This is a genomic window from Enterobacter sp. HSTU-ASh6 (genome assembly GCF_026319105.1).
Taxonomy (GTDB): Bacteria; Pseudomonadota; Gammaproteobacteria; order Enterobacterales; family Enterobacteriaceae; genus Enterobacter; species Enterobacter sichuanensis.
On sequence record NZ_WSPD01000001.1, the window covers coordinates 408,057 to 427,405 of the forward strand.

The window sequence follows — 19,349 nt, forward strand, 5'->3', positions numbered from 1 at the left end:
TAGATTATTTCGCGGTTTTTTTCACATCAAACATGGTGGCGTCCGTTGCCATGTCATCAACAACCTGCTTCAGCGTCGCGAAGGTCATTGGTGTATTTTCGTTATTCAGCTCTTTACCTTCGCCTTTACGTACCACCTTCATGACCGGTTTATTGGTCGCCGCATCAATCAGCTCACCTTCAAAGTAGAGATGGGTATCCATGGTGCGATGTCCGGTTGCCATCTGCGTACCGGCAACCACCAGCGCAACAGGCACCACTTCATAGAACTGCAGTCCCTCTTTCTGCGAGCTCACCCCGGTAATGGCACCGCGGAAAATCAGGCTGTGTTTACCCGGCGTAGTCACAATCGGCTTACGCGTACCAATAGCGGTTTTCATTTTGTTATTGGTGTAATTCAACAGCTCATCAAGCGTTTTTTGCCCGATTTGAGTGGTGGGTTTTGGCGTTGGATAATAGGTAATTGGCGTCCAGATAATACTGTCGTAGTTAGCTTCGTTATAAGCGGGATCTACCCAACGCAGGGTAGGCTTACCTGTCGCGGACGTCGTTTGCTGTAAACCCGAGTAATCTTTTAAAAAGCCAGAATATTGCTCAGGTGCGGCGACTTTAGAAGAACAACCCGCCAACGCCAACAGACCAGTAAGCACTGCAACTTTAAAAAAAGAGTGAGTACGCATGATGATTTTCCATGTTATATGCAAGTATGCACTTGAAGTTATAGCAAAAGTCTGGCGGGTTTGTTGTGACAAAAAATGATGCGGGTAGCACAAATTGCAAAAAGACTGCCCGGCATCTGTCCGGGCAGTGAAAATTTACTGATTTATATCCACTTGCCAGAACAGATGTTTGCCAAACGGGTCTATTTCATAGCCCTTCACTTCCTTGCGTACCGGCTCGAAAATCGTTGAATGCGCAATCATCACCGCAGGCATCTGGTCATGCATCATCTGCTGCGCCTCTTTATAGAGCGCCACCCGTTTATCATGATCGGTTATCGATTTGGCCTCAGCGATGATCTTATCAAACGGCTTGTAGCACCATTTCGCCGAGTTTGAGCCGCCATTCGCCGAGGTGCAGGTAAACAGCGGGCCGAAGAAGTTGTCCGGATCGCCGGTGGCCGTCGTCCAGCCCATCAGCGCGGCCTGATGCTCTCCCCCCTTCACGCGTTTAAGGTATTCGCCCCATTCGTAGGTGACAATTTTGGTCTGCACACCAACCTTCGCCCAGTCCGCCTGAATCATCTCCGCCATGCGTTTCGCATTCGGGTTATAGGGCCGCTGGACCGGCATCGCCCATAAGTCGATGCTGACGCCGTTGGCAAAACCAGCCTCTTTCAAAAGCGCTTTCGCCTTCTCCGGATCGTAGTCGTAATCCTTCAGCTCGCTGTCGGCACTCCAGACGCCCGGCGGCAGCAGGTTCTTCGCCGCCGTGCCGGTGCCGTGGAACACCGCGTCAATAATGGCCGGTTTGTTGATGGCCATCGCCAGCGCCTGGCGGACTTTCACGTTATCCAGCGGCGGCTTTTGGGTATTGAACGCCAGGAAGCCGGTATTCAGCCCCGCCTTGCTCATCAGGTTGATATCTTTGTTCGCCTTCATACGCGGCAGGTCTGCCGGGTTCGGGAACGGCATCACCTGGCATTCGTTCTTCTCGATTTTGGCAAAACGCACGGAGGCATCCGGGGTGATGGTAAACACCAGCCGATCCAGCTTCGATTTCCCCTGCCAGTAGTCCGGGAAGGCGGTAAACAAAATGCGAGAATCTTTCTGATACTGCGCCAGCTTAAACGGACCGGTGCCGATCGGCTCCATGTCCACCTTCTCCGGCGTCCCCGCTTTCAGCATCGCGTCGGCATATTCCGCCGACAGAACAGAGGCAAAATACCATGCCAGATCGGCAACAAACGGCGCTTCCGGGTGCGCCAGCGTAAACCGTACGGTGTGGTCATCAACTTTATCAATGGCGGTAATCAGGCTGCCAAACTCCAGGCTTTCAAAGTTGGAGTAGCTGCCGTTTGAGACGTTGTGATAGGGATGGTTGACGTCTTTCTGCCGCATAAACGAGAAAATCACGTCATCGGCGTTAAAGTCGCGGGTCGGCGTGAAGGATTTATTGCTCTGAAACTTAACGCCTTTACGCAGATAGAAGGTGTAAACCTTGCCGTCGTCGCTCACCTCCCAGCGCTCCGCCAGGCTCGGCACCAGCTCCGTGGTGCCGGGTTTGAAATCGACCAGCCGGTTATAGACCGGCACGGCGCTGGCGTCGACGCTGGTTCCCGAGGTGTATAACTGAGGATTAAAGTTTTCCGGCGATCCTTCGGAGCAATACACCAGCGTTTTCGCGGCGACAGCGGAGCTGACCGTCAGCGCCGCGAGTGCCAGCGTGAAAGTTGTGAGTTTGCTTGTCATCGTATATTCCTGTCTTTTTAATTCGACGGCTAATTAATTCTTTTGCCATTTCATAAATAACATTAAAGTGATGTGGCAAACACCCGAAAAATAAATAAGGAACAAATCACTATGGGCTCGCCACTTTCCAGACAATTAACGCACCGCTTTTTTCGCTATCTCGCCATCACCAGCCAGAGCGATCCCAGAGTAAAAACCCTGCCCTCGACCCCGGGCCAGCACGACATGGCGCGGGAACTGGCGCAGGAGCTGACACAGCTGGGTTTAGACGCAATTGTGATTGACGAATTCGCCACGGTGACAGCGGTCAAAAAAGGCAACGTCCCCGGTGCGCCGCGCATCGGCTTTATTACCCATATTGATACTGTCGACGTGGGATTATCACCGGATATTCATCCACAAATATTAACGTTTACCGGTGAAGACCTCTGTCTGAATAAAGAGAAAGGGATTTGGCTGCGGGTAAAAGAGCACCCCGAAATTCTCGCCTACCCGAATGAAGAGATTATTTTTAGCGACGGAACCAGCGTACTGGGCGCCGATAATAAAGCGGCGGTTACCGTCGTGATGACGGTGCTGGAAAACCTGACGGCAGAACATCAGCATGGGGATATCGTCGTGGCGTTCGTGCCTGACGAAGAGATCGGTCTGAACGGTGCCAAGGCGCTGGATCTGAAACGCTTCGATGTCGACTTCGCCTGGACCATCGACTGCTGCGAGCTGGGCGAAATTGTTTACGAGAATTTCAATGCGGCCGCCGCCGAGATCCGCTTCACCGGTGTGACGGCGCACCCGATGTCCGCGAAAGGCGTGCTGGTCAATCCCCTGCTGATGGCGACTGACTACATCAGCCATTTTGACCGCCAGCAAACGCCAGAGTGTACCGAAGGCCGCGAAGGCTATATCTGGTTTAACGGCCTCCAGGCCGGGCAGAACGAGGCCGTACTGAAGGCCAATATCCGGGATTTCGATAAAGAGAACTTTGCTGCCCGCAAACAGCAGATTGCCGACGTCGCCGCGCGGATTGCCGCCCACTATCCGACGGCTAAAGTGGACTATCGCATTGAAGATACCTACAGCAATATCAGCAATGCGATTGGCGAAGACAGGCGCGCTATCGATCTGATGTTTGAGGCGATGGAATCGCTCGGCATCACGCCAAAACCGACGCCAATGCGCGGCGGTACGGACGGGGCGGCGCTCTCGGCAAAAGGTTTACTCACGCCGAACTTCTTTACCGGCGCGCATAACTTCCACTCGAAGTTTGAATTCCTGCCGCTGTCGTCGTTCGAGGCCTCTTACCACACCGCCCTGCAGCTGTGTCTGCTGGCCGCCCGTTAAACGGGCTTGCGGGCCAGCAGAGTGGCAAAGCGCAGTTTAATGCGGTTCCCGTTTTCATCGGTGCGGTGCAGTTCGCCGGGATCTTCGTTGTATTTAATCAGCTCCCAGCCTTCGTAATAGTTGCTCAGCTCACCGCTTTTGAATGCAAACGGGAAACCGACCGTGCAGGGATAATCTGCCGTATCCATGGCGGCGACAATCAGGTTGTAACCACCCGGCGTAGTGCAGCGCTGCATGTTGGCGATAAGACCCGGGATGGTGTCTGGCTGTAGGAACATCAGCACCACGGTGGAGAGAATAAAATTGTACTCGCCATCAAAGCTCAGGCTGTTGAGATCCTTGATCGCCGTTTGCAGACCCTCAATGCCTTCCGCCGCTTTGATGCGCTCGATATTATCAATGCTCATTGGGTTCTTGTCCCACGCGGTCACCTCGTAGCCGTTGGCTGCGAGATACAGGCTGTTGCGACCATTGCCGCAGCCGAGATCGAGGGTTTTACCAGGCTTCACGATTTTCGCGCTGTACAGTACCTCTGAGTGCGTGCGGGTGAGTCCATATTTTTCTGTGAAGTAATTCTCATCGACGGTCATTGTTTTTCCTGCGTCTCTTTAAAATGCATTCTGAATGCCATTTTATGGCGTTTGCCGCAGGGTTGCCAGCCCTTCGAAAAGCGAAAACTTTGCTACGTTTACTTATGACGCTTATCAGAGACACGAACATGAATAAATATCGCCTCAGCGACGAAACCCGCCTCTGGCAATGGAAAAACGGCGAGACGACCCACTCAACCACGCTGCGACAGATTATCGCCACGGCGGATTTTAACGACGTAAAAGCCGGTACCCGAGGCGGCTGGATAGAGGATGAGCGCGCCCTCGCACAGGACGGTCACTGCTGGATCTACGACGAAAACAGCGTAGTGTTCGCCGGGGCAACCGTGGCCGGCAACGCACGCCTCACCCTGCCGTGCACCGTGAGCCATGATGCGCATATCGGGGACAACTGCTGGCTGGATGGCGCGGAGGTGAGCCACGGGGCGCGAATAAGTGACAACGTCACTATTCAGCAATCCTGCGTGCGGGGTGAATGCCATATTTACGGCGAGGCTCGCGTGCTGCATCACAGCGTGGTCATTGCGGCCAAAGGACTGACGCCGGACCACGAACAGATCCTGCAAATTTACGATAAGGCGACGGTGAACCAGTCGCGCATTGTCCATCAGGCGCAAATCTACGGTGAGGCGATAGTCAGCTTTGCCTTTGTTGAGCACCGCGCCGAAATATTCGACAACGCCATCCTCGACGGTAACGATCTGAATAACGTCTGGGTGTGCGATTGCGCAAAAGTCTATGGTAACGCCCGGGTGATTGCCGGTTTAGACGACGATGCCATCCCGACGCTGCGCTATAGCTCCCAGGTGGCGGAAAATGCGGTAGTGGAAGGCAACTGCGTCATCAAACATCACGTGCTGATTGGCGGTCAGGCATGGCTGCGCGGTGGGCCGATCATGCTGGACGATAAGGTGGTCATTCAGGGCCGCGCGCGGATCAGCGGTGACGTGCTGATTGAGCATCGGGTTGAAATCACCGACGATGCGGTAGTTGAAGCCTTTGCTGGTGAGAGCATTCACCTGCGCGGCGAAAAAGTGATTAACGGCGCGCAGCGCATTACCCGCACCCCGCTGCTGGGGGCGCTATAGGGCGTAAATCTTGCCGTAGATGTTCACGTCATCAAAGGCGCCCTTCAGGTATTCCGCTTCCCGCAGACATCCTTCCAGCGTAAAGCCGTTGCGCAGGGCAACGTTGTTGCTGTTCTGATTCGCGACCCGACACTTAATCACAAAACGACGGATCTCACCGCGCTCAGCGTAGTAGCGCATAAATGCCTGCAGTGACTGAGAGAGAATACCCTGCCCCTGATGGTCTTCATCCAGCCAGTAGCCGATGTACCCGGCTTTGTTGGTCGGTTCAATGGTGTTAAACGACAGCACGCCGACCAGCGCATCATCGCTGAAGATCAAAAACATTTTGGCGTAGCCGCGCTGGTGCAGCATCTGGTTACTTTGCACGTTGCGGCGGGTAGCCTCTTCGCTGACCGCATGATGCGCCCAGTCAAACGCGCTTTGCAGCCAGGTTCTGTTTTTGACGACGAGGTTATACAGCTCAGTGGCATAGCGCGCTTCGACGGCGCGAAGTTCGATGTGTTGCGAAACGGAGATGATTTCTGCAGACATGGTGCCTCTCAATTGCCAGGTGGCGCTCACGCTTACCTGGCCTACAGTATCGAAACACAGGCCGGGTAAGGCGAAGCCGCCACCCGGCACAAGGGTTAACGCATCACCCTATCATCAACGTACTGACGTTTGTCCGGCGCTGGCGGGAAATACTGATACAGCCAGGTTTCACTGATGGCGTCGCCCTGGCAGCGCAGGAACAGGCGCATATCCACCGGCTCTGTCGAATCCGACGTCGGGTACCAGTCAAACAGAATACGGTATCCGTCAAACGGCTCAACGTAGAGGATCTCCACCTGCTTTGCTTCTCCGCTGGAGAGCGTAATCACCGGCTCGATACCTTTCGGCGCGGCGGCCTTAAGGTCACCGCCGACGAAGTCGATGGCAAAGCGACGGGCCCACACTTTCGGGTAGTTTTCGCCCGGCGCCCAGCCTTCCGGGAAACCGCCCATACCGGTACGGGTCGCGTAAACGTTGGCCAGCGGGGAACGCACCGGCGGCATGGCGCTCCAGTAGAGGCGATATTTAAAGTCCAGCTCATCGCCCGCTTTGACGGCTTTTTCCGGTTGCCAGAAGCAGACCACGTTATCCAGCGTTTCACCCGTGGTCGGGATCTCCATCAGGCCCACCGCGCCTTTCCCCCAGTCGTTGCGCGGTTCCACCCACAGGCTCGGGCGTTTGTTGTACCAGCCCATCACGTCCTGATAGTGCGAGAAATCGCGATCGAGCTGCAGCAGACCGAACCCTTTCGGGTTTTTATCCATATAGGCATTGAACTGCAGTTTTTGCGGGTTGTTCAGCGGACGGCAGATCCACTCCCCGTTGCCGCGCCACATCGCCAGGCGATCGGAGTCATGGATTTGCGGGTGAATGGTGTCACACATGCGGCGTTCGTTATTGCCGCAGCTGAACATGCTGGTCATCGGCGCGATGCCGAGCTGCTTAATGTCCTTACGGGCATAGAGGTGGTTTTCCACCTCCATGATCACCTGGCTCTTCTCGCAGTGGATCACGAACTTATAGGCCCCGGTGATGCTCGGACTGTCGAGCAGCGTATACACGGTAAAAGTGGTGTCGCCCGGCTTCACGGTTTCAAACCAGAAGGAAGTAAAGTCAGGGAACTCTTCCGGGGTGTCGGTAAAGGTATCCACCGCCAGGCCGCGCGCAGAGAGGCCGTACTGGTAGGTGTCATCCACCGCGCGGAAGTAGCTCGCCCCCAGGAAAGAGACGATATCGCGACGCGCCAGCTCAGGTGCCTTAAAGGCGCGGAAGCCGGCAAAGCCGAGATCGCTTTGCGCTTCCAGCTGTTTGGTATCCACGCCCGTTTCACCGTAGCTAAACAACTCCGGGCGGAAGTGGATCTCGCGCGCCATTGACGTGGACTGATCCAGCGAGAACATTCGCACGCGGCGGCGGAAGCCCATCCCCATATGGAAGAACTGTACGTCCAGCTGACGACCTTCAATATTGTTCCACAGCGACTGTTTTTCATCGTAGCGGATGGCGTTGTACGCCTGCGGCGTCATGGTGGCCAGCGTGTCTGGCAGCGGACGTGGCGCGCCACCCCATGGGGTTTTCGCCAGGTCATGCGCCATGGATTGCAGGACGGAAAAATCAAAACGACGGCTCTGACCGTCAGCAATGTCAGAGTCAGCAGCGTATGCCGCTCTGGAAAACAGGGAAGCAAGGCCAGATGTGCCGCTCAGGGCTGCCACTGCCAGCGAGCCTTTTAAAAAACGTCTGCGATTCATGCCTGGAAAAACGTCCTTATGGTCGTGTGAATGTGTTTCGCGCCTGGCGAAATGACGGCAAGAAAGAACGCACAGCCTAAACAAAAATGGTTAAGAATCCAATTGTTGGCCGGTGATAATCTGAACAAAGTGAGAAATATTTTCTGTCGACCAGAACGGCCCGAAAGTGGTGTAAAGAAAGCCTGGAAAATGTATATAAAAATGCCCCGTCAGGACATCATCTGACGGGGCGAATGAGGTGGTTATTTTACGCTGACATCGATACCCGGGAAGTACTTATCAGCGAGTTTGGCGATCGTGCCGTCGGCACGTACTTTATCAATCGCGGCATCAAGCTGCTTTTTGGTGGCCTCGTCACCTTTACGCAGCCCAAAGCCGATCCCGCTGCCGAGGATGGTGTCGTCAGACACCGGTTTGCCGATAAAGCCAAACCCTTTACCCTGCGGCTTGCTGAGGAAACCTGCCTGCCCGGCCGCGGACATCACCAGCGAGGCGTCGATACGGCCATTCAGCAGATCGCCCCATGCCATATTCTGATCTTTATAAGACACCACGGTGACACCCTGCTTTTCCCAGTGCTCTTTGGCATAGGTTTCCTGGATGGATCCCTGCAGCACGCCGATGGTTTTGCCCTTCAGCCCTTCTGGCGTCGCCTCAACTGCCGTCCCGGCCTTGCCGACGAGCTGTGACGGGATACGGTAAATCGGCTGGGTGAAATCAATGCTCTTGCGGCGCTGTTCGGTGATATTCATCGCCGAGTTGATGGCGTCAAATTTCTTCGCCACCAGCCCCGGGATCAGCGCATCAAAAGAGGTTTCAACCCAGCTGCACTTCAGCGCAGCCGCTTTGCAAATCGCATTCCCCAGCTCAACGTCAAACCCTTCCAGTTCGCCCGCCGCATTACGGCTCTCAAACGGCGGATACTCCGCTTCCAGACCGTAACGCAGCTCGGTGGCCGCAAAGGAGGAAAACGTACACAGCAATCCCATGCCGACAACTAACGCGCGTAATTTCATCTCATACTCCTCAGAGCCTATCCCAGTAGGCGTAATTGTTGAAGGCAGTTTGGTACCGGACAGCGCACAGAAACCGGAACGTACATGTAGTACGTGAGGATTTCGAGCACTGCCCGGTGCCAAAATGGCGAATAAAATAGCCTAATGGGATAGGCTCAGCGTGGTTTGACCCGACACAGGGCTTGGGCACCTGCCCGTAACGTCGCCTCATCTTTCGCAAAAGAGAGACGAATCAATTTATTATCCGTACCGTCTGCATAAAACGCCGACAGTGGAATGGTTGCAACGCCGTACTCAACGATCAGCCGTTTCACCAGCTCGCTGTCGCGCTCGTCGCTGAACCCGCTGTAGTCCGCCAGCATGAAGAACGAACCGGCGCTTGGCAGCAGCGTAAACGGCGAATCGGCCAGCAGGCTGTGCAACAGGTCGCGCTTACGCTGGTAAAACGCCGACAGCGACAGCCAGGTTTGCGGATCGAGCATATGTTCAGCAAATGCGTGCTGCATTGGCGTATCGGCAGAAAACATCAAAAATTGATGCACTTTACAAATCTCATCCATCAGCACCGCCGGAGCAACACAGTAACCCACGCGCCACCCGGTGACGTGATAGGTTTTTCCGAAAGATGAGATAATGACGCTGCGCTCCGCCAGTTGCGGATGCGTGGCCATCCCGTGGTGCGGCTCACCGTCAAACACGACGTGTTCGTATACTTCATCAGACAAAATAATGATGTCGGTATTGCGCGTCAGCGCTGCCAGCTGCTGCAGGTCATTGGCCGAGAAGACCTGCCCGCTCGGGTTATGCGGCGTATTGATGATGATCATCCGCGTGCGGGGGGTAATGGCGGCACGAACTTCGTCCCAGTTGACGGCAAAATCCGGCACCGTGAGCCTGATAGCGATCGGGGTGGCCCCCTGCAGGCGAACAATTGGCGCATAGCTGTCAAATGAAGGTTCGAAGTAGATCACCTCATCGCCCGGGTGCACCAGCCCGCTTATCGCCGAGTAGAGCCCTTCGCTGGCGCTGGCGGTCACCAGCACCTCGCGGCCCGGGTCATACTGCGTGCCGTAGAGGGTGGCAATTTTATCGGCAATGCGCTCCTTGAGCGGCTGCAGACCGGTCATCGCCGCGTACTGGTTATGCCCTGCCTCCATTGCGCGAGTGACGCCCGCAACAAGCTTCGGGTCGCAGGAGAAATTCGGTGCGCCCTGAGAAAGGTTAATGGCGTTATGCTGCGCCGAGAGCTGGCCGATAACGGTGAAAATGGTGGTTCCCACATCTGGCAGTTTGGAGCGCGTCTGTACCGGCGTTCGTAAAGTCATCCTGTTACCCTTCTCATAGTCTTTGCATAACTATTCAAACAACAAGTTGATTGTCGGGACAATCGAATTGTTGTCATAATAGCCATGAGAAAAATGCATAGCTGAGGTGTTTCCATGTCGCGCCGTTCGCTCCCGCTCAATGCCGTTGACGCATTTTTAGTCACCGCGCGTCATCTGAATCTTACGCACGCCGCTGCGGAACTTTGCCTGACGCAGGGGGCCGTCAGCCGCAAGATTGCCTCCCTTGAGACGTGGTTTGGTTTTCCGCTGTTTGAACGCCACGCGCGCGGCCTGCGCCTCTCCCCGCAGGGCAGCGCCCTGCTGCCGGAGCTGCAGTCCGCCTTTGAACAGCTGCTGGCCGTGGCGGACCAGGCCCGGAGCCAGCAAACCGTGATCCGGCTCAAAGCCCCGACCTGCGCGATGCGCTGGCTGGTGCCGCGCCTGCTGGAGGTGGAGCGCGAACAGCCGGATCTGCAAATCGCTCTCACCACCACTACCGATCATAACGTCAATTTCAAAACTGAATCCTATGACGCGGCCATCGTGTTCGGCACGCACATGAGCGCAGGCGATCTGCTGTTCGAAGAGGCGCTCACGCCGGTGATAAGCCCGGTGCGCGCAGGTGCAGCATTGGGTGCGTTGACGTTCCTGCACCCGACGCGGGATAAGACCGACTGGTCGTTATGGCTCACAAAACAGGAAGGGCCCGGCTTTGTCATGCACAAAAATCAACACTTCGACACCATGGATCTGGCGATCACCGCCGCCATTCAGGGGCTGGGGGTTGCCATTGCTGACGAAACGCTGGTGGCCGAAGATGTCCGCGCCGGAAGGCTAATGCGGCCCTATGAGACAAGCATTAAAACCGGCGCCAGCTACCGGCTGGTGCTGCGCGAAACGCCTGACGCGGAAAATGGTCTGGCGGCGTTTCGCGCATGTCTGCTTAATCGAGACTGACGTGGTGCTTCATCACCCGTTTGAAGAGGCTCATGCGGGCGCGCATAAAGCGGTTTTCAAGCCTGAAACCTGCATGTTTATTCACACCAATGCGTAACAAAACGTCCCGTCCTTTGCGGCAGGCGGGCCAGTGCGTCGGCCCTGGCAGGATCTCGCGAGGCCCAGCTTCTCGCGCAAAGCTTACCCAGTAGTCGGCCACCTGGGCCGCAAACTGCAAATCCCGTTCATTGACATACTGACGTGAGGGTTCCACCTGGCCGAGCGTGTCGAAGACATAGGGAACCTCGTTGCCGTGCCAGGCACCGTTGACATAGGTGGCATGTTCCGCTTCCGCGACATAGTCAAACCAGTAGCGCCAGCATAATCCCCCCACGCGCTGCTGAGCCTGCATCACCACATACCCCATGGTGGTAAACGCCATGTCGCGGCATACCTGCCTGCCCAGCTCTTCATCCCCTTTCACGCCGGGATAGAGCAGCTTAATCAGCCCCAGCCCAAACCGCCGCTCCCGGCGAAGCTTCTGGATCTGCCCCGCGAGATCGATGCCAAACACCGCCATCACGCTGGCCTCGTCGCTGTTAGAGCCAATCATCACCGGCACAGGGTGCTGACGCGCTGCAAAAAAGACGTCCAGCATCGCTTCCGGCAGCACGCAATCCCCGACGATGGGCGCCGGCGCGACGTTCAGCGGCGCGGTTAACGGCCAGAACGACTCGGGTGGAATGGCGCGCAGCTCCTCGGCCGTTGCGTTCTTGAGACCAAAATGGGCGGCCAGAGCTTCTCCTTTCTGCAGCGCCTGTTCACGCGGCGTGTCCGGCAAGGTGTAACCACTTTGCACTATCGCCTTGTGGAACAGCCCCTTTGCCAGGGGCGATGCCAGCAGCGACAGCACGCTGCGCGCGCCAGCAGATTCACCAAACAGGGTTACGTTAGCCGGATCGCCACCAAACGCGGCGATATTGTCCCGCACCCATTCGAGGGCGGCGATCTGATCCAGCAGGGCAAAATTATGCACCACGCGATCTTCTTCCCCTTCCAGCGCCGGATGGGCGAAAAAGCCGAGATGACCAAGACGGTAATTGAGGGTCACCACCACCACGCCACGTCCTGCCAGCGCGGTGCCGTTGTACGGTGGCAAGCCACCGGCGCCAATCGTAAACCCGCCGCCGTGCAGCCAGACCATTACCGGGAGCGGCGTTGCGCGGTCAACCGGAGACCAGACGTTAAGATAGAGACAATCTTCAGAAAACTGGCCCGGATCGCCGCCACCCAGCGTCTGGCAATACTCGCTGCTTTGCCAGCATGAAGGCGAAAAAGCCGTGGCCTCGCGAAGGCCCTCCCAGCGTGCAGGCGGCTGCGGTGAACGCCAGCGCCCGTTGCCTACCGGCGGCGCGGCGTAAGGGATCCCGTACCACGCATGCACGTCATTATCAGTAAAACCAGCCAGTGCGCCGTAGCGCGTTTCAACCACAGGGGCGGAAGGAGTTTGCATAAGGACCTTATTTTTTCCAACACACCCCAGCAGAGTAACGATTTCAGAGCAAACCGCAACGCTGTTTGCTGCGCGTTTCAGCCTCCTCATAGAGGGCAAACTCGTCATACACTGGGCAGCCCAGCGCCGCTTCAAAGGCATCGCGGCTGGCGTTACCGTGGCTGCGCGCCTGGGTTTCATTGCCGAGATTAGACTGGAAGATCCCGGCAGCGCTGACCGGAAGGAAATCTTCGTAGGTGATCGGCTGGGCGACAACCCATCCGCGCTCTATCAGCGGCTGCGGATCGTCGCCAGGCCGGAACGCATGCCGATGCGCCTCCCCGGCTGGCGTCAGACGATAGCGGAAATAAGCCAGCTCCTGACGGCGCATTAACAGCTCGCTGTCCGGGAAGGCGCTAAAAATCTCCTGCAGATGCAGCTGATGCGTCAGGTTATCTTTGCCGGTACCGGCCTGGGCAAGCAGGCTGTCGTACAGTTCACGGCCTTTCGGGGTCAGCGCCACGCCGCGCTGCTCAATCTCACCGAAACGTGCGGTGTGGGTGCCTTTATGTTCCCCGGCAAACAGCACCGGCTCCTCCAGGGCTTTAAAGCTGGTTTGACGCAGTAAGACAGGCACCTCGCGACGAGGCGGCCCTTCAATCAGAATTTTGGGTTCAATGCCGTACTTCGGCATCAGCTCCTGCACCCGGTCAATATCCAGCGTGCGCGGCGTCAGGTGGTTAATGTGACACCCCGGGAAGCAGACCACATCAGCAATCAGCCGGTGCTCGTTATGCAGCGCCAGATAGGTTTCCTGGTCGACCGTTGCATGGCGGTGCCAGCGGAAGGTTTCCAGCGCCTCCTGCACAAACTCGTGCGCCTGCGCCTGCGTAAACTGCCCTTCTGATTCGTACAGATCGAGAAGCGCCAGACAGCGCGGGGTAAAGATGTTCCGGCGAGACAGGATTTCCGCCGCACGTTCGCGCAGCGCGACGTTTTCAATCAACTCAAGACGCAGCAGCGAGGTAAAGATACGGAACGGATTACGGCACAGCGCCGCATCATCAATCGGGCGAAACGCTGTGGAGTGAACGGGCACCCCCGCCTGAGAGAGATCGTAATAGCTGACCGGGTACATGCCCATGATGGCAAACATACGGCGCAGGGTAGAAAGTTCTTGCGCCGTGCCAACGCGGATGGCCCCGTGACGCTCCACGTTCAGGCGCGCAAGCTCATCGGCGTTTGCCAGTTGTTCATGTAGTAGTGGGTTATTTTCCAGAACCGCCAGGTTTACGTCCGCAACCAGTTCAAGCAAGGTGCCGTACTGCGGAACTTCCTGCTGGTACATCGCCGACATAGCCTGCGAAAAGTGTTCCCGAATGTCATCAGCCGTGATGGTGTTCGCCATGATGTCATGCCTCCAGTGAATATTACCTGGAGTGTAGAGAAACCCGTTCCTTCCGGGGGGAAGAATTTCTGATTTGTGATCTTAAGACGACAGTGGTCAAACCGTGTGCTACTGGCCTCTGAACACGCCTCAACGAAACCGCCCTTTCACGGCTGGCGCTTTTATCCAGGATTTTCCTTATAATTATTTATGGTTTCGCTGACTAGCTATAAAGGAGTACTTTTTGATTTTCTTCTGACTGCAAATTAACCAATTTGCGCGCGCCATTATTTTTATCCTCACCTTTCAAATTTTTAGCCCGAAGTTAGGAATAATCTTAATGGTTGTTTACAAGTCCTTCCTGCCTATCCATATTTCCTGCTTAAGCGAAGCGCAAATTTACAAATATTTAAAAATAACGTAACCGCAAATAGCAAAACGCATTTGACGGATCGCCCACAGCGACTAAAGTTATTACTCGAACGACGAGTGATACGGAATATTTTCGTATCGTACTGACATAACCAATATATGACTATGAGGTTTAATATGGCAGAGCATCGTGGTGGTTCCGGTAATTTCGCTGAAGACCGTGAAAAAGCATCAGAAGCTGGACGTAAAGGTGGCCAGCATAGCGGTGGTAATTTTAAAAACGATCCGCAACGCGCATCTGAAGCGGGTAAGAAAGTGGGACAGAACAGTCACGGCGGAGGCCGTAAATCTGATAACTCCTGATCTTATTTAATACTCTTTTAATAAAACCAGAGAGCATGCTGCGGGCTGAAAAGCTCGCAGTACCCTTTCATTATTTTACCGGAGCGTAATTATTATGAATATGAAAAGTGTTGAGGATGTCTTTATTCATCTTCTATCCGATACCTACAGCGCAGAAAAACAGCTTACCCGAGCGCTGAGTAAGCTCGCCCGTGCCGCGTCCAGTGAGAAACTGAGCGCTGCTTTCACCGCCCACCTTGAAGAGACGCAGGGTCAGATTGAGCGTATCGACCAGATCGTCGAACAGGAAGACGGTATCAAGCTCAAGCGTATGAAATGCGTCGCGATGGAAGGCTTAATTGAAGAAGCCAATGAAGTTATCGAAAGTACGGAAAAAAATGAAGTCCGTGATGCCGCATTAATTGCCGCTGCGCAAAAAGTGGAGCATTACGAAATCGCCAGTTACGGTACCCTTGCTACTCTCGCTGAACAACTGGGCTATAAAAAAGCCGTTAAGCTTCTTGCCGAAACACTGGAAGAAGAAAAAGAGACCGACCTTAAACTCACCGACCTGGCCGTTGGAAATATTAACCAAAAAGCGCAGAAATAACGCGATAACACAGGTTAAATAAAATGAGCATCAGTCCCAGGACTATTAAACGGTGCCATTTAACGGCAGCTATAATATGGTTCATTCTCGCTATTCCTTCCGTAATATGGTGGAAGAACAGCGTGCTATGGGTCATTATCATCAGCATTTACGCCAATATTGTTGGCCATTTATCTGGCTACAGTGCTGCGCGTGCCGATCAGGCTGCTGAAAGTGAGACCAAATAAGCGAACCCATTATGAGGATACAATGATGAATCACGTAGAACACTACCACGACTGGCTACGCGATGCCCATGCGATGGAAAAGCAAGCAGAATCTATGCTGGAATCCATGGCCAGCCGTATCGAAAATTATCCTGATGTTCGCGCCCGAATTGAGCAACATATTAATGAGACAAAACGGCAAATCACATTGCTGGAAGAAATCCTCGACCGTAATGATATTTCTCGTTTGGTTTTAAAAGACTCAATGAGCAAAATGGCGGCGCTGGGTCAGTCCATTGGCGGCATGTTCCCGTCTGATGAAATCGTGAAAGGCTCCATCAGCGGCTATGTCTTCGAGCAGTTTGAAATCGCCTGTTATACCTCCCTGCTGGCGGCCGCTAAAAAAGCGGGCGATACCGCCTCAATCCCCGCGATTGAGACCATCCTCGCCGAAGAGCGCGAAATGGCCGACTGGCTGATTCGCCATATCCCGCAAACGACGGAACAGTTCCTGCTGCGTTCAGACGCGTCGGGTGTCGAAGCGAAAAAATAACCCACAGGAGAGTGCGCATGTTTCGACACGTTAAACAGTTGCAATACACGGTTCGCGTTGCTGAACCTAACCCAGGCCTGGCCAATCTTTTACTGGAGCAGTTTGGCGGGCCGCAGGGCGAGCTGGCCGCCGCCTGCCGCTACTTTACGCAAGGCCTGAGCGATGACGATCCGGGCCGTAAAGATATGCTGATGGATATCGCTACCGAGGAGTTAAGCCACCTCGAAATCATCGGTACCCTGGTGGGAATGCTGAATAAGGGCGCGAAAGGCGCCCTGGCGGAAGGAGTGGAAAACGAGGCTGAGCTGTACCGGTCGATGACCGAAAACGGTAACGACAGCCACATCACCTCCCTGCTTTATGGCGGCGGCACCCCGCTGACCAACTCCGGGGGCGTCCCCTGGACGGCGGCCTACGTCGACACCATTGGCGAGCCAACGGCGGACCTGCGTTCAAACGTGGCAGCAGAAGCCCGGGCGAAGATTATCTACGAGCGGCTGATCAACGTGACTGACGATCCCGGCGTCAAGGATGCGCTGGCATTCCTGATGACCCGTGAGGCGGCGCATCAGCTCTCCTTTGAGAAGGCGCTGCAGTCCATCCGTAATAACTTCCCACCGGGAAAACTGCCGCCAATCGAGGAATTCACCAACAAGTACTACAATATGTCTGAAGGTGGAGAGGTTCGCGGAAGCTGGAACAGCGATAAGCATTTCGATTACGTTGAGTCCCCCCAGCCTGCGGTTGACGGCGGAGATGGCAGCGCAAGCGTGACGCTCACGACCGAACAGGCAACCCTGGTTAAGGCGATGTCTGCCCGCACGAAGTCCGATCCACACGCCGACCCTTTGACCGGCGCCGAGCTGGGCGCAGGTAAGAAAAAACCGTAATCGGTTTTGCCAGGCAGCCTGAACTGCCTGGCAATTCTCGTGCCCCATCGTTTCAGAGGTACGGACCATGTTCGAACTCGATGCATTTCATCTGGCCAGAATTCAGTTCGCTTTTACCGTCTCGTTCCATATCCTTTTCCCCGCCATCACCATCGGGCTCGCCAGCTATCTGGTGGTGCTGGAAGGGATGTGGTTGCGCACCAGAAACGACGTCTGGCGATCGCTTTATCATTTCTGGCTCAAGATCTTTGCCGTTAACTTCGGTATGGGCGTCGTCTCCGGGCTGGTCATGGCGTACCAGTTTGGCACCAACTGGAGCGGATTTTCCCAGTTCGCGGGCAGTATTACCGGCCCATTGCTGACCTATGAGGTGTTAACCGCCTTCTTCCTGGAAGCCGGTTTCCTCGGCGTCATGATGTTTGGCTGGAATAAGGTTGGCCCGGGGCTGCATTTCTTCTCAACCTGCATGGTCGCACTCGGCACGCTGATGTCGACCTTCTGGATCCTCGCCTCCAACAGCTGGATGCACACACCGCAGGGCTTCACCATTCAGAACGGCCAGGTTATTCCTGAAGACTGGCTGGCGATCGTGTTTAACCCCTCCTTCCCGTACCGTCTGATCCATATGGCTATCGCCGCCTTCCTGAGCAGCGCCCTGTTTGTCGGCGCATCGGGCGCGTGGCATCTGCTGCGCGGTAACGATACCCCCGCCATCCGCACCATGTTTTCCATGGCGATGTGGATGGCGCTGCTGGTCGCGCCCATCCAGGCCGTCGTCGGCGACATGCACGGTCTGAACACGCTGGAGCACCAGCCGGCAAAAATCGCGGCCATTGAGGGGCACTGGGAAAACCCACCTGGCGAAGCCACCCCGCTGCTGCTGTTCGGCCTGCCGGATATGGAAGAGGAGCGTACCAAATACGGTCTGGAGATCCCCGCCCTCGGCAGCCTAATCCTGACCCACAGCCTGGATAAACAGGTTCCGGCCCTGAAAGATTTCCCGAAAGAGGATCGTCCTAACTCCACCATCGTCTTCTGGTCGTTCCGCATCATGGTCGGGATGGGCCTGTTGATGATCACGCTGGGTCTTATCAGCCTCTGGCTGCGCTATCGTCATCGACTGTTTCACTCCCGCCCGTTCCACTGGTTTGCGCTCTGTATGGGGCCTGCCGGTCTGCTGGCGCTGCTCGCCGGCTGGGTAACCACCGAAGTGGGCCGTCAGCCGTGGGTCGTCTACGGCTATCTGCGCACGGTCGATGCGGTATCGCTGCACAGCACCCTGCAGATGAGCATCAGCCTTCTGGCGTTCATCGTCGTCTACTCGTCGGTGTTTGGCGTGGGCTATGTTTATCTCATCCGGCTGATTAAGAAAGGCCCTCAGCCTGTTGCCACGCTGACGTCAAACACGTCGGGCACGCCTGCCCGTCCGCTGTCTGCCGCGGAGTCTGTTCCGGAAGAGGAGAGGATCTGATGGGCGTCGATATCTCAGTGATCTGGTTTGCCATCATCGTGTTCGCCACACTGATGTACATCATCATGGATGGCTTTGATTTGGGGATTGGCCTGCTGTTTAACTTCGTCGGCGACGCCAGAGAGCGCGACGTGATGGTTAACAGCGTAGCGCCCGTCTGGGACGGCAACGAAACCTGGCTGGTTCTCGGCGGCGCGGGCCTCTTCGGCGCGTTTCCGCTGGCCTATGCGGTGATTATTGATGCGCTGACCATTCCCCTCACCGCCATGCTGATCGGCCTTATCTTTCGCGGCGTCGCCTTTGAGTTCCGCTTCAAAGCCACGCCCTCCCACCGCAAATTCTGGGACTACTCTTTTGCCGGCGGCTCCCTGCTCGCCACCTTCAGTCAGGGGGTGGTCGTGGGCGCGGTGATTAACGGCTTCGACGTGGAGGGTCGGCGGTTTGTTGGCTCGGCGCTGGACTGGCTTACACCGTTCAACCTCTTCTGCGGTATCGGGCTGGTTGTCGCCTACACCCTGCTGGGCACCACGTGGCTGATTATGAAAAGCGAAGGCGCCCTGCAGGCCCGCATGCGCGAGTTAACCCGCCACGTGCTGCTGGCGCTGGTGGTGGTTATCGCGGTGGTCAGCATCTGGACGCCGCTCGGCTGGCAGTACGTGGCCGAACGCTGGTTTACCCTGCCCAACTTCTTCTGGTTCCTGCCGGTGCCGCTGCTGGTGGGGCTCTTCAGCGTGCTGATCTGGCGCCTGACCCGCAACCCGGACAGCCACTCGCGCCCCTTCCTGCTGACGCTGGGGCTGATCTTCCTCGGGTTTAGCGGGCTCGGTATCAGCCTGTGGCCCAATATTATTCCGCCGCGCATCACCCTGTGGGAAGCCGCGGCGCCGCCCGCCAGCCAGCTGTTTATGCTGGTCGGGACGTTGCTCATTATTCCGGTGATTCTGGTGTACACCGCCTGGAGCTATTACGTCTTTCGGGGCAAGGTTTCTGATACAGAAGGTTACCACTGAGGTG

Annotated in this window: 19 protein-coding genes; 10 read left to right on the plus strand and 9 right to left on the minus strand. The window is 55.8% G+C overall.

Going from position 1 to position 19,349, the window contains the following annotated elements; translation table 11 throughout:
- Nucleotides 1-4: 4 nt before the first annotated feature.
- Complete coding sequence (locus tag GM298_RS01980) at nucleotides 5-679, minus strand: DUF3313 domain-containing protein (protein ID WP_025756399.1); 675 nt, start codon at nucleotides 677-679, stop codon at nucleotides 5-7.
- A 135-nt stretch (nucleotides 680-814) separates the two neighbouring features.
- Complete coding sequence (locus tag GM298_RS01985; RefSeq protein ID WP_047958564.1) at nucleotides 815-2,410, minus strand: ABC transporter substrate-binding protein; 1,596 nt, start codon at nucleotides 2,408-2,410, stop codon at nucleotides 815-817.
- A 111-nt stretch (nucleotides 2,411-2,521) separates the two neighbouring features.
- Between GM298_RS01985 and pepT the strand changes: the two genes are divergently transcribed.
- Nucleotides 2,522-3,751 (plus strand): peptidase T, encoded by a 1,230-nt coding sequence (gene pepT / locus GM298_RS01990; RefSeq protein ID WP_266153468.1) that lies wholly within the window; start codon nucleotides 2,522-2,524, stop codon nucleotides 3,749-3,751.
- Here pepT and tehB read toward each other — a convergent pair.
- Nucleotides 3,748-4,341 carry a tellurite resistance methyltransferase TehB gene (gene tehB, locus GM298_RS01995; protein WP_262784145.1) on the minus strand — a complete coding sequence of 198 codons (594 nt, stop codon included), beginning with the start codon at nucleotides 4,339-4,341 and terminating at the stop codon, nucleotides 3,748-3,750. The two genes, pepT and tehB, sit on opposite strands and share 4 nt — an antisense overlap.
- Nucleotides 4,342-4,469: 128 nt before the next feature.
- Here tehB and ydcK point away from each other — a divergent pair, with 128 nt between their 5' ends.
- Complete coding sequence (gene ydcK, locus GM298_RS02000; RefSeq protein ID WP_266153470.1) at nucleotides 4,470-5,450, plus strand: YdcK family protein; 981 nt, start codon at nucleotides 4,470-4,472, stop codon at nucleotides 5,448-5,450.
- Here the strand turns inward: ydcK and rimL are convergent.
- From rimL to GM298_RS02020, 4 genes are all read right to left on the minus strand, one after another.
- Nucleotides 5,445-5,984, minus strand: coding sequence for a 50S ribosomal protein L7/L12-serine acetyltransferase (gene rimL / locus GM298_RS02005; protein WP_266153471.1), 540 nt, complete (start codon nucleotides 5,982-5,984; stop codon nucleotides 5,445-5,447). The two genes, ydcK and rimL, sit on opposite strands and share 6 nt — an antisense overlap.
- 95 nt (nucleotides 5,985-6,079) lie before the next feature.
- Nucleotides 6,080-7,735, minus strand: coding sequence for a glucan biosynthesis protein D (locus GM298_RS02010; protein ID WP_128339233.1), 1,656 nt, complete (start codon nucleotides 7,733-7,735; stop codon nucleotides 6,080-6,082).
- Between the two features lie 242 nt (nucleotides 7,736-7,977).
- Nucleotides 7,978-8,751 carry a transporter substrate-binding domain-containing protein gene (locus GM298_RS02015; protein WP_025756391.1) on the minus strand — a complete coding sequence of 258 codons (774 nt, stop codon included), beginning with the start codon at nucleotides 8,749-8,751 and terminating at the stop codon, nucleotides 7,978-7,980.
- A gap of 155 nt (nucleotides 8,752-8,906) precedes the next feature.
- The gene (locus GM298_RS02020) at nucleotides 8,907-10,076 is read right to left on the minus strand and encodes a pyridoxal phosphate-dependent aminotransferase (RefSeq protein ID WP_095448902.1); all 1,170 of its coding nucleotides are present in this window, start codon (nucleotides 10,074-10,076) and stop codon (nucleotides 8,907-8,909) included.
- Nucleotides 10,077-10,190: 114 nt separating this feature from the next.
- Between GM298_RS02020 and GM298_RS02025 the strand changes: the two genes are divergently transcribed.
- Nucleotides 10,191-11,033 carry a LysR family transcriptional regulator gene (locus GM298_RS02025; protein ID WP_095448901.1) on the plus strand — a complete coding sequence of 281 codons (843 nt, stop codon included), beginning with the start codon at nucleotides 10,191-10,193 and terminating at the stop codon, nucleotides 11,031-11,033.
- On the opposite strand, the gene GM298_RS02030 is transcribed toward GM298_RS02025, so the two are convergent.
- Together GM298_RS02030 and GM298_RS02035 are read right to left on the minus strand one after the other, a co-directional pair.
- Nucleotides 11,020-12,525, minus strand: coding sequence for a carboxylesterase/lipase family protein (locus tag GM298_RS02030; protein ID WP_252087026.1), 1,506 nt, complete (start codon nucleotides 12,523-12,525; stop codon nucleotides 11,020-11,022). The two genes, GM298_RS02025 and GM298_RS02030, sit on opposite strands and share 14 nt — an antisense overlap.
- Nucleotides 12,526-12,568: 43 nt before the next feature.
- Nucleotides 12,569-13,912 carry a VOC family protein gene (locus GM298_RS02035; protein ID WP_025756387.1) on the minus strand — a complete coding sequence of 448 codons (1,344 nt, stop codon included), beginning with the start codon at nucleotides 13,910-13,912 and terminating at the stop codon, nucleotides 12,569-12,571.
- A 528-nt stretch (nucleotides 13,913-14,440) separates the two neighbouring features.
- Between GM298_RS02035 and GM298_RS02040 the strand changes: the two genes are divergently transcribed.
- From GM298_RS02040 to cydB, 7 genes are all read left to right on the plus strand, one after another.
- The gene (locus GM298_RS02040) at nucleotides 14,441-14,626 is read left to right on the plus strand and encodes a general stress protein (RefSeq protein ID WP_048991117.1); all 186 of its coding nucleotides are present in this window, start codon (nucleotides 14,441-14,443) and stop codon (nucleotides 14,624-14,626) included.
- A 94-nt stretch (nucleotides 14,627-14,720) separates the two neighbouring features.
- The gene (locus GM298_RS02045; protein WP_008502272.1) at nucleotides 14,721-15,215 is read left to right on the plus strand and encodes a ferritin-like domain-containing protein; all 495 of its coding nucleotides are present in this window, start codon (nucleotides 14,721-14,723) and stop codon (nucleotides 15,213-15,215) included.
- A 23-nt stretch (nucleotides 15,216-15,238) separates the two neighbouring features.
- Complete coding sequence (locus tag GM298_RS02050; RefSeq protein WP_013096662.1) at nucleotides 15,239-15,442, plus strand: hypothetical protein; 204 nt, start codon at nucleotides 15,239-15,241, stop codon at nucleotides 15,440-15,442.
- 25 nt (nucleotides 15,443-15,467) lie between these two features.
- Nucleotides 15,468-15,974, plus strand: a complete 507-nt coding sequence (locus GM298_RS02055; RefSeq protein ID WP_266153496.1) for a ferritin-like domain-containing protein — start codon at nucleotides 15,468-15,470, stop codon at nucleotides 15,972-15,974.
- A 17-nt stretch (nucleotides 15,975-15,991) separates the two neighbouring features.
- On the plus strand, nucleotides 15,992-16,864 hold the full coding sequence (locus tag GM298_RS02060; RefSeq protein WP_266153472.1) for a manganese catalase family protein: 873 nt from the start codon (nucleotides 15,992-15,994) through the stop codon (nucleotides 16,862-16,864).
- A 67-nt stretch (nucleotides 16,865-16,931) separates the two neighbouring features.
- Complete coding sequence (locus GM298_RS02065; protein ID WP_088244198.1) at nucleotides 16,932-18,335, plus strand: cytochrome ubiquinol oxidase subunit I; 1,404 nt, start codon at nucleotides 16,932-16,934, stop codon at nucleotides 18,333-18,335.
- Complete coding sequence (cydB, locus tag GM298_RS02070) at nucleotides 18,335-19,345, plus strand: cytochrome d ubiquinol oxidase subunit II (protein WP_047958550.1); 1,011 nt, start codon at nucleotides 18,335-18,337, stop codon at nucleotides 19,343-19,345. The genes GM298_RS02065 and cydB overlap by 1 nt, the downstream gene beginning before the upstream one ends.
- Nucleotides 19,346-19,349: the final 4 nt, after the last annotated feature.

What these genes read in the sequence shown, in the direction of transcription:
- GM298_RS01985 (WP_047958564.1), bottom strand. Translation starts at nt 2,410, where the DNA reads ATGACAAGCAAACTCACAACTTTCACGCTGGCACTCGCGGCGCTGACG.
- GM298_RS02025 (WP_095448901.1), top strand. Translation starts at nt 10,191, where the DNA reads ATGTCGCGCCGTTCGCTCCCGCTCAATGCCGTTGACGCATTTTTAGTC.
- tehB (WP_262784145.1), bottom strand. Translation starts at nt 4,341, where the DNA reads ATGACCGTCGATGAGAATTACTTCACAGAAAAATATGGACTCACCCGC.
- GM298_RS02020 (WP_095448902.1), bottom strand. Translation starts at nt 10,076, where the DNA reads ATGACTTTACGAACGCCGGTACAGACGCGCTCCAAACTGCCAGATGTG.
- GM298_RS02055 (WP_266153496.1), top strand. Translation starts at nt 15,468, where the DNA reads ATGAATCACGTAGAACACTACCACGACTGGCTACGCGATGCCCATGCG.
- GM298_RS02045 (WP_008502272.1), top strand. Translation starts at nt 14,721, where the DNA reads ATGAATATGAAAAGTGTTGAGGATGTCTTTATTCATCTTCTATCCGAT.
- GM298_RS02030 (WP_252087026.1), bottom strand. Translation starts at nt 12,525, where the DNA reads ATGCAAACTCCTTCCGCCCCTGTGGTTGAAACGCGCTACGGCGCACTG.
- GM298_RS01980 (WP_025756399.1), bottom strand. Translation starts at nt 679, where the DNA reads ATGCGTACTCACTCTTTTTTTAAAGTTGCAGTGCTTACTGGTCTGTTG.
- ydcK (WP_266153470.1), top strand. Translation starts at nt 4,470, where the DNA reads ATGAATAAATATCGCCTCAGCGACGAAACCCGCCTCTGGCAATGGAAA.
- GM298_RS02015 (WP_025756391.1), bottom strand. Translation starts at nt 8,751, where the DNA reads ATGAAATTACGCGCGTTAGTTGTCGGCATGGGATTGCTGTGTACGTTT.
- cydB (WP_047958550.1), top strand. Translation starts at nt 18,335, where the DNA reads ATGGGCGTCGATATCTCAGTGATCTGGTTTGCCATCATCGTGTTCGCC.
- GM298_RS02065 (WP_088244198.1), top strand. Translation starts at nt 16,932, where the DNA reads ATGTTCGAACTCGATGCATTTCATCTGGCCAGAATTCAGTTCGCTTTT.
- GM298_RS02035 (WP_025756387.1), bottom strand. Translation starts at nt 13,912, where the DNA reads ATGGCGAACACCATCACGGCTGATGACATTCGGGAACACTTTTCGCAG.
- GM298_RS02010 (WP_128339233.1), bottom strand. Translation starts at nt 7,735, where the DNA reads ATGAATCGCAGACGTTTTTTAAAAGGCTCGCTGGCAGTGGCAGCCCTG.
- GM298_RS02040 (WP_048991117.1), top strand. Translation starts at nt 14,441, where the DNA reads ATGGCAGAGCATCGTGGTGGTTCCGGTAATTTCGCTGAAGACCGTGAA.
- GM298_RS02050 (WP_013096662.1), top strand. Translation starts at nt 15,239, where the DNA reads ATGAGCATCAGTCCCAGGACTATTAAACGGTGCCATTTAACGGCAGCT.
- rimL (WP_266153471.1), bottom strand. Translation starts at nt 5,984, where the DNA reads ATGTCTGCAGAAATCATCTCCGTTTCGCAACACATCGAACTTCGCGCC.
- pepT (WP_266153468.1), top strand. Translation starts at nt 2,522, where the DNA reads ATGGGCTCGCCACTTTCCAGACAATTAACGCACCGCTTTTTTCGCTAT.
- GM298_RS02060 (WP_266153472.1), top strand. Translation starts at nt 15,992, where the DNA reads ATGTTTCGACACGTTAAACAGTTGCAATACACGGTTCGCGTTGCTGAA.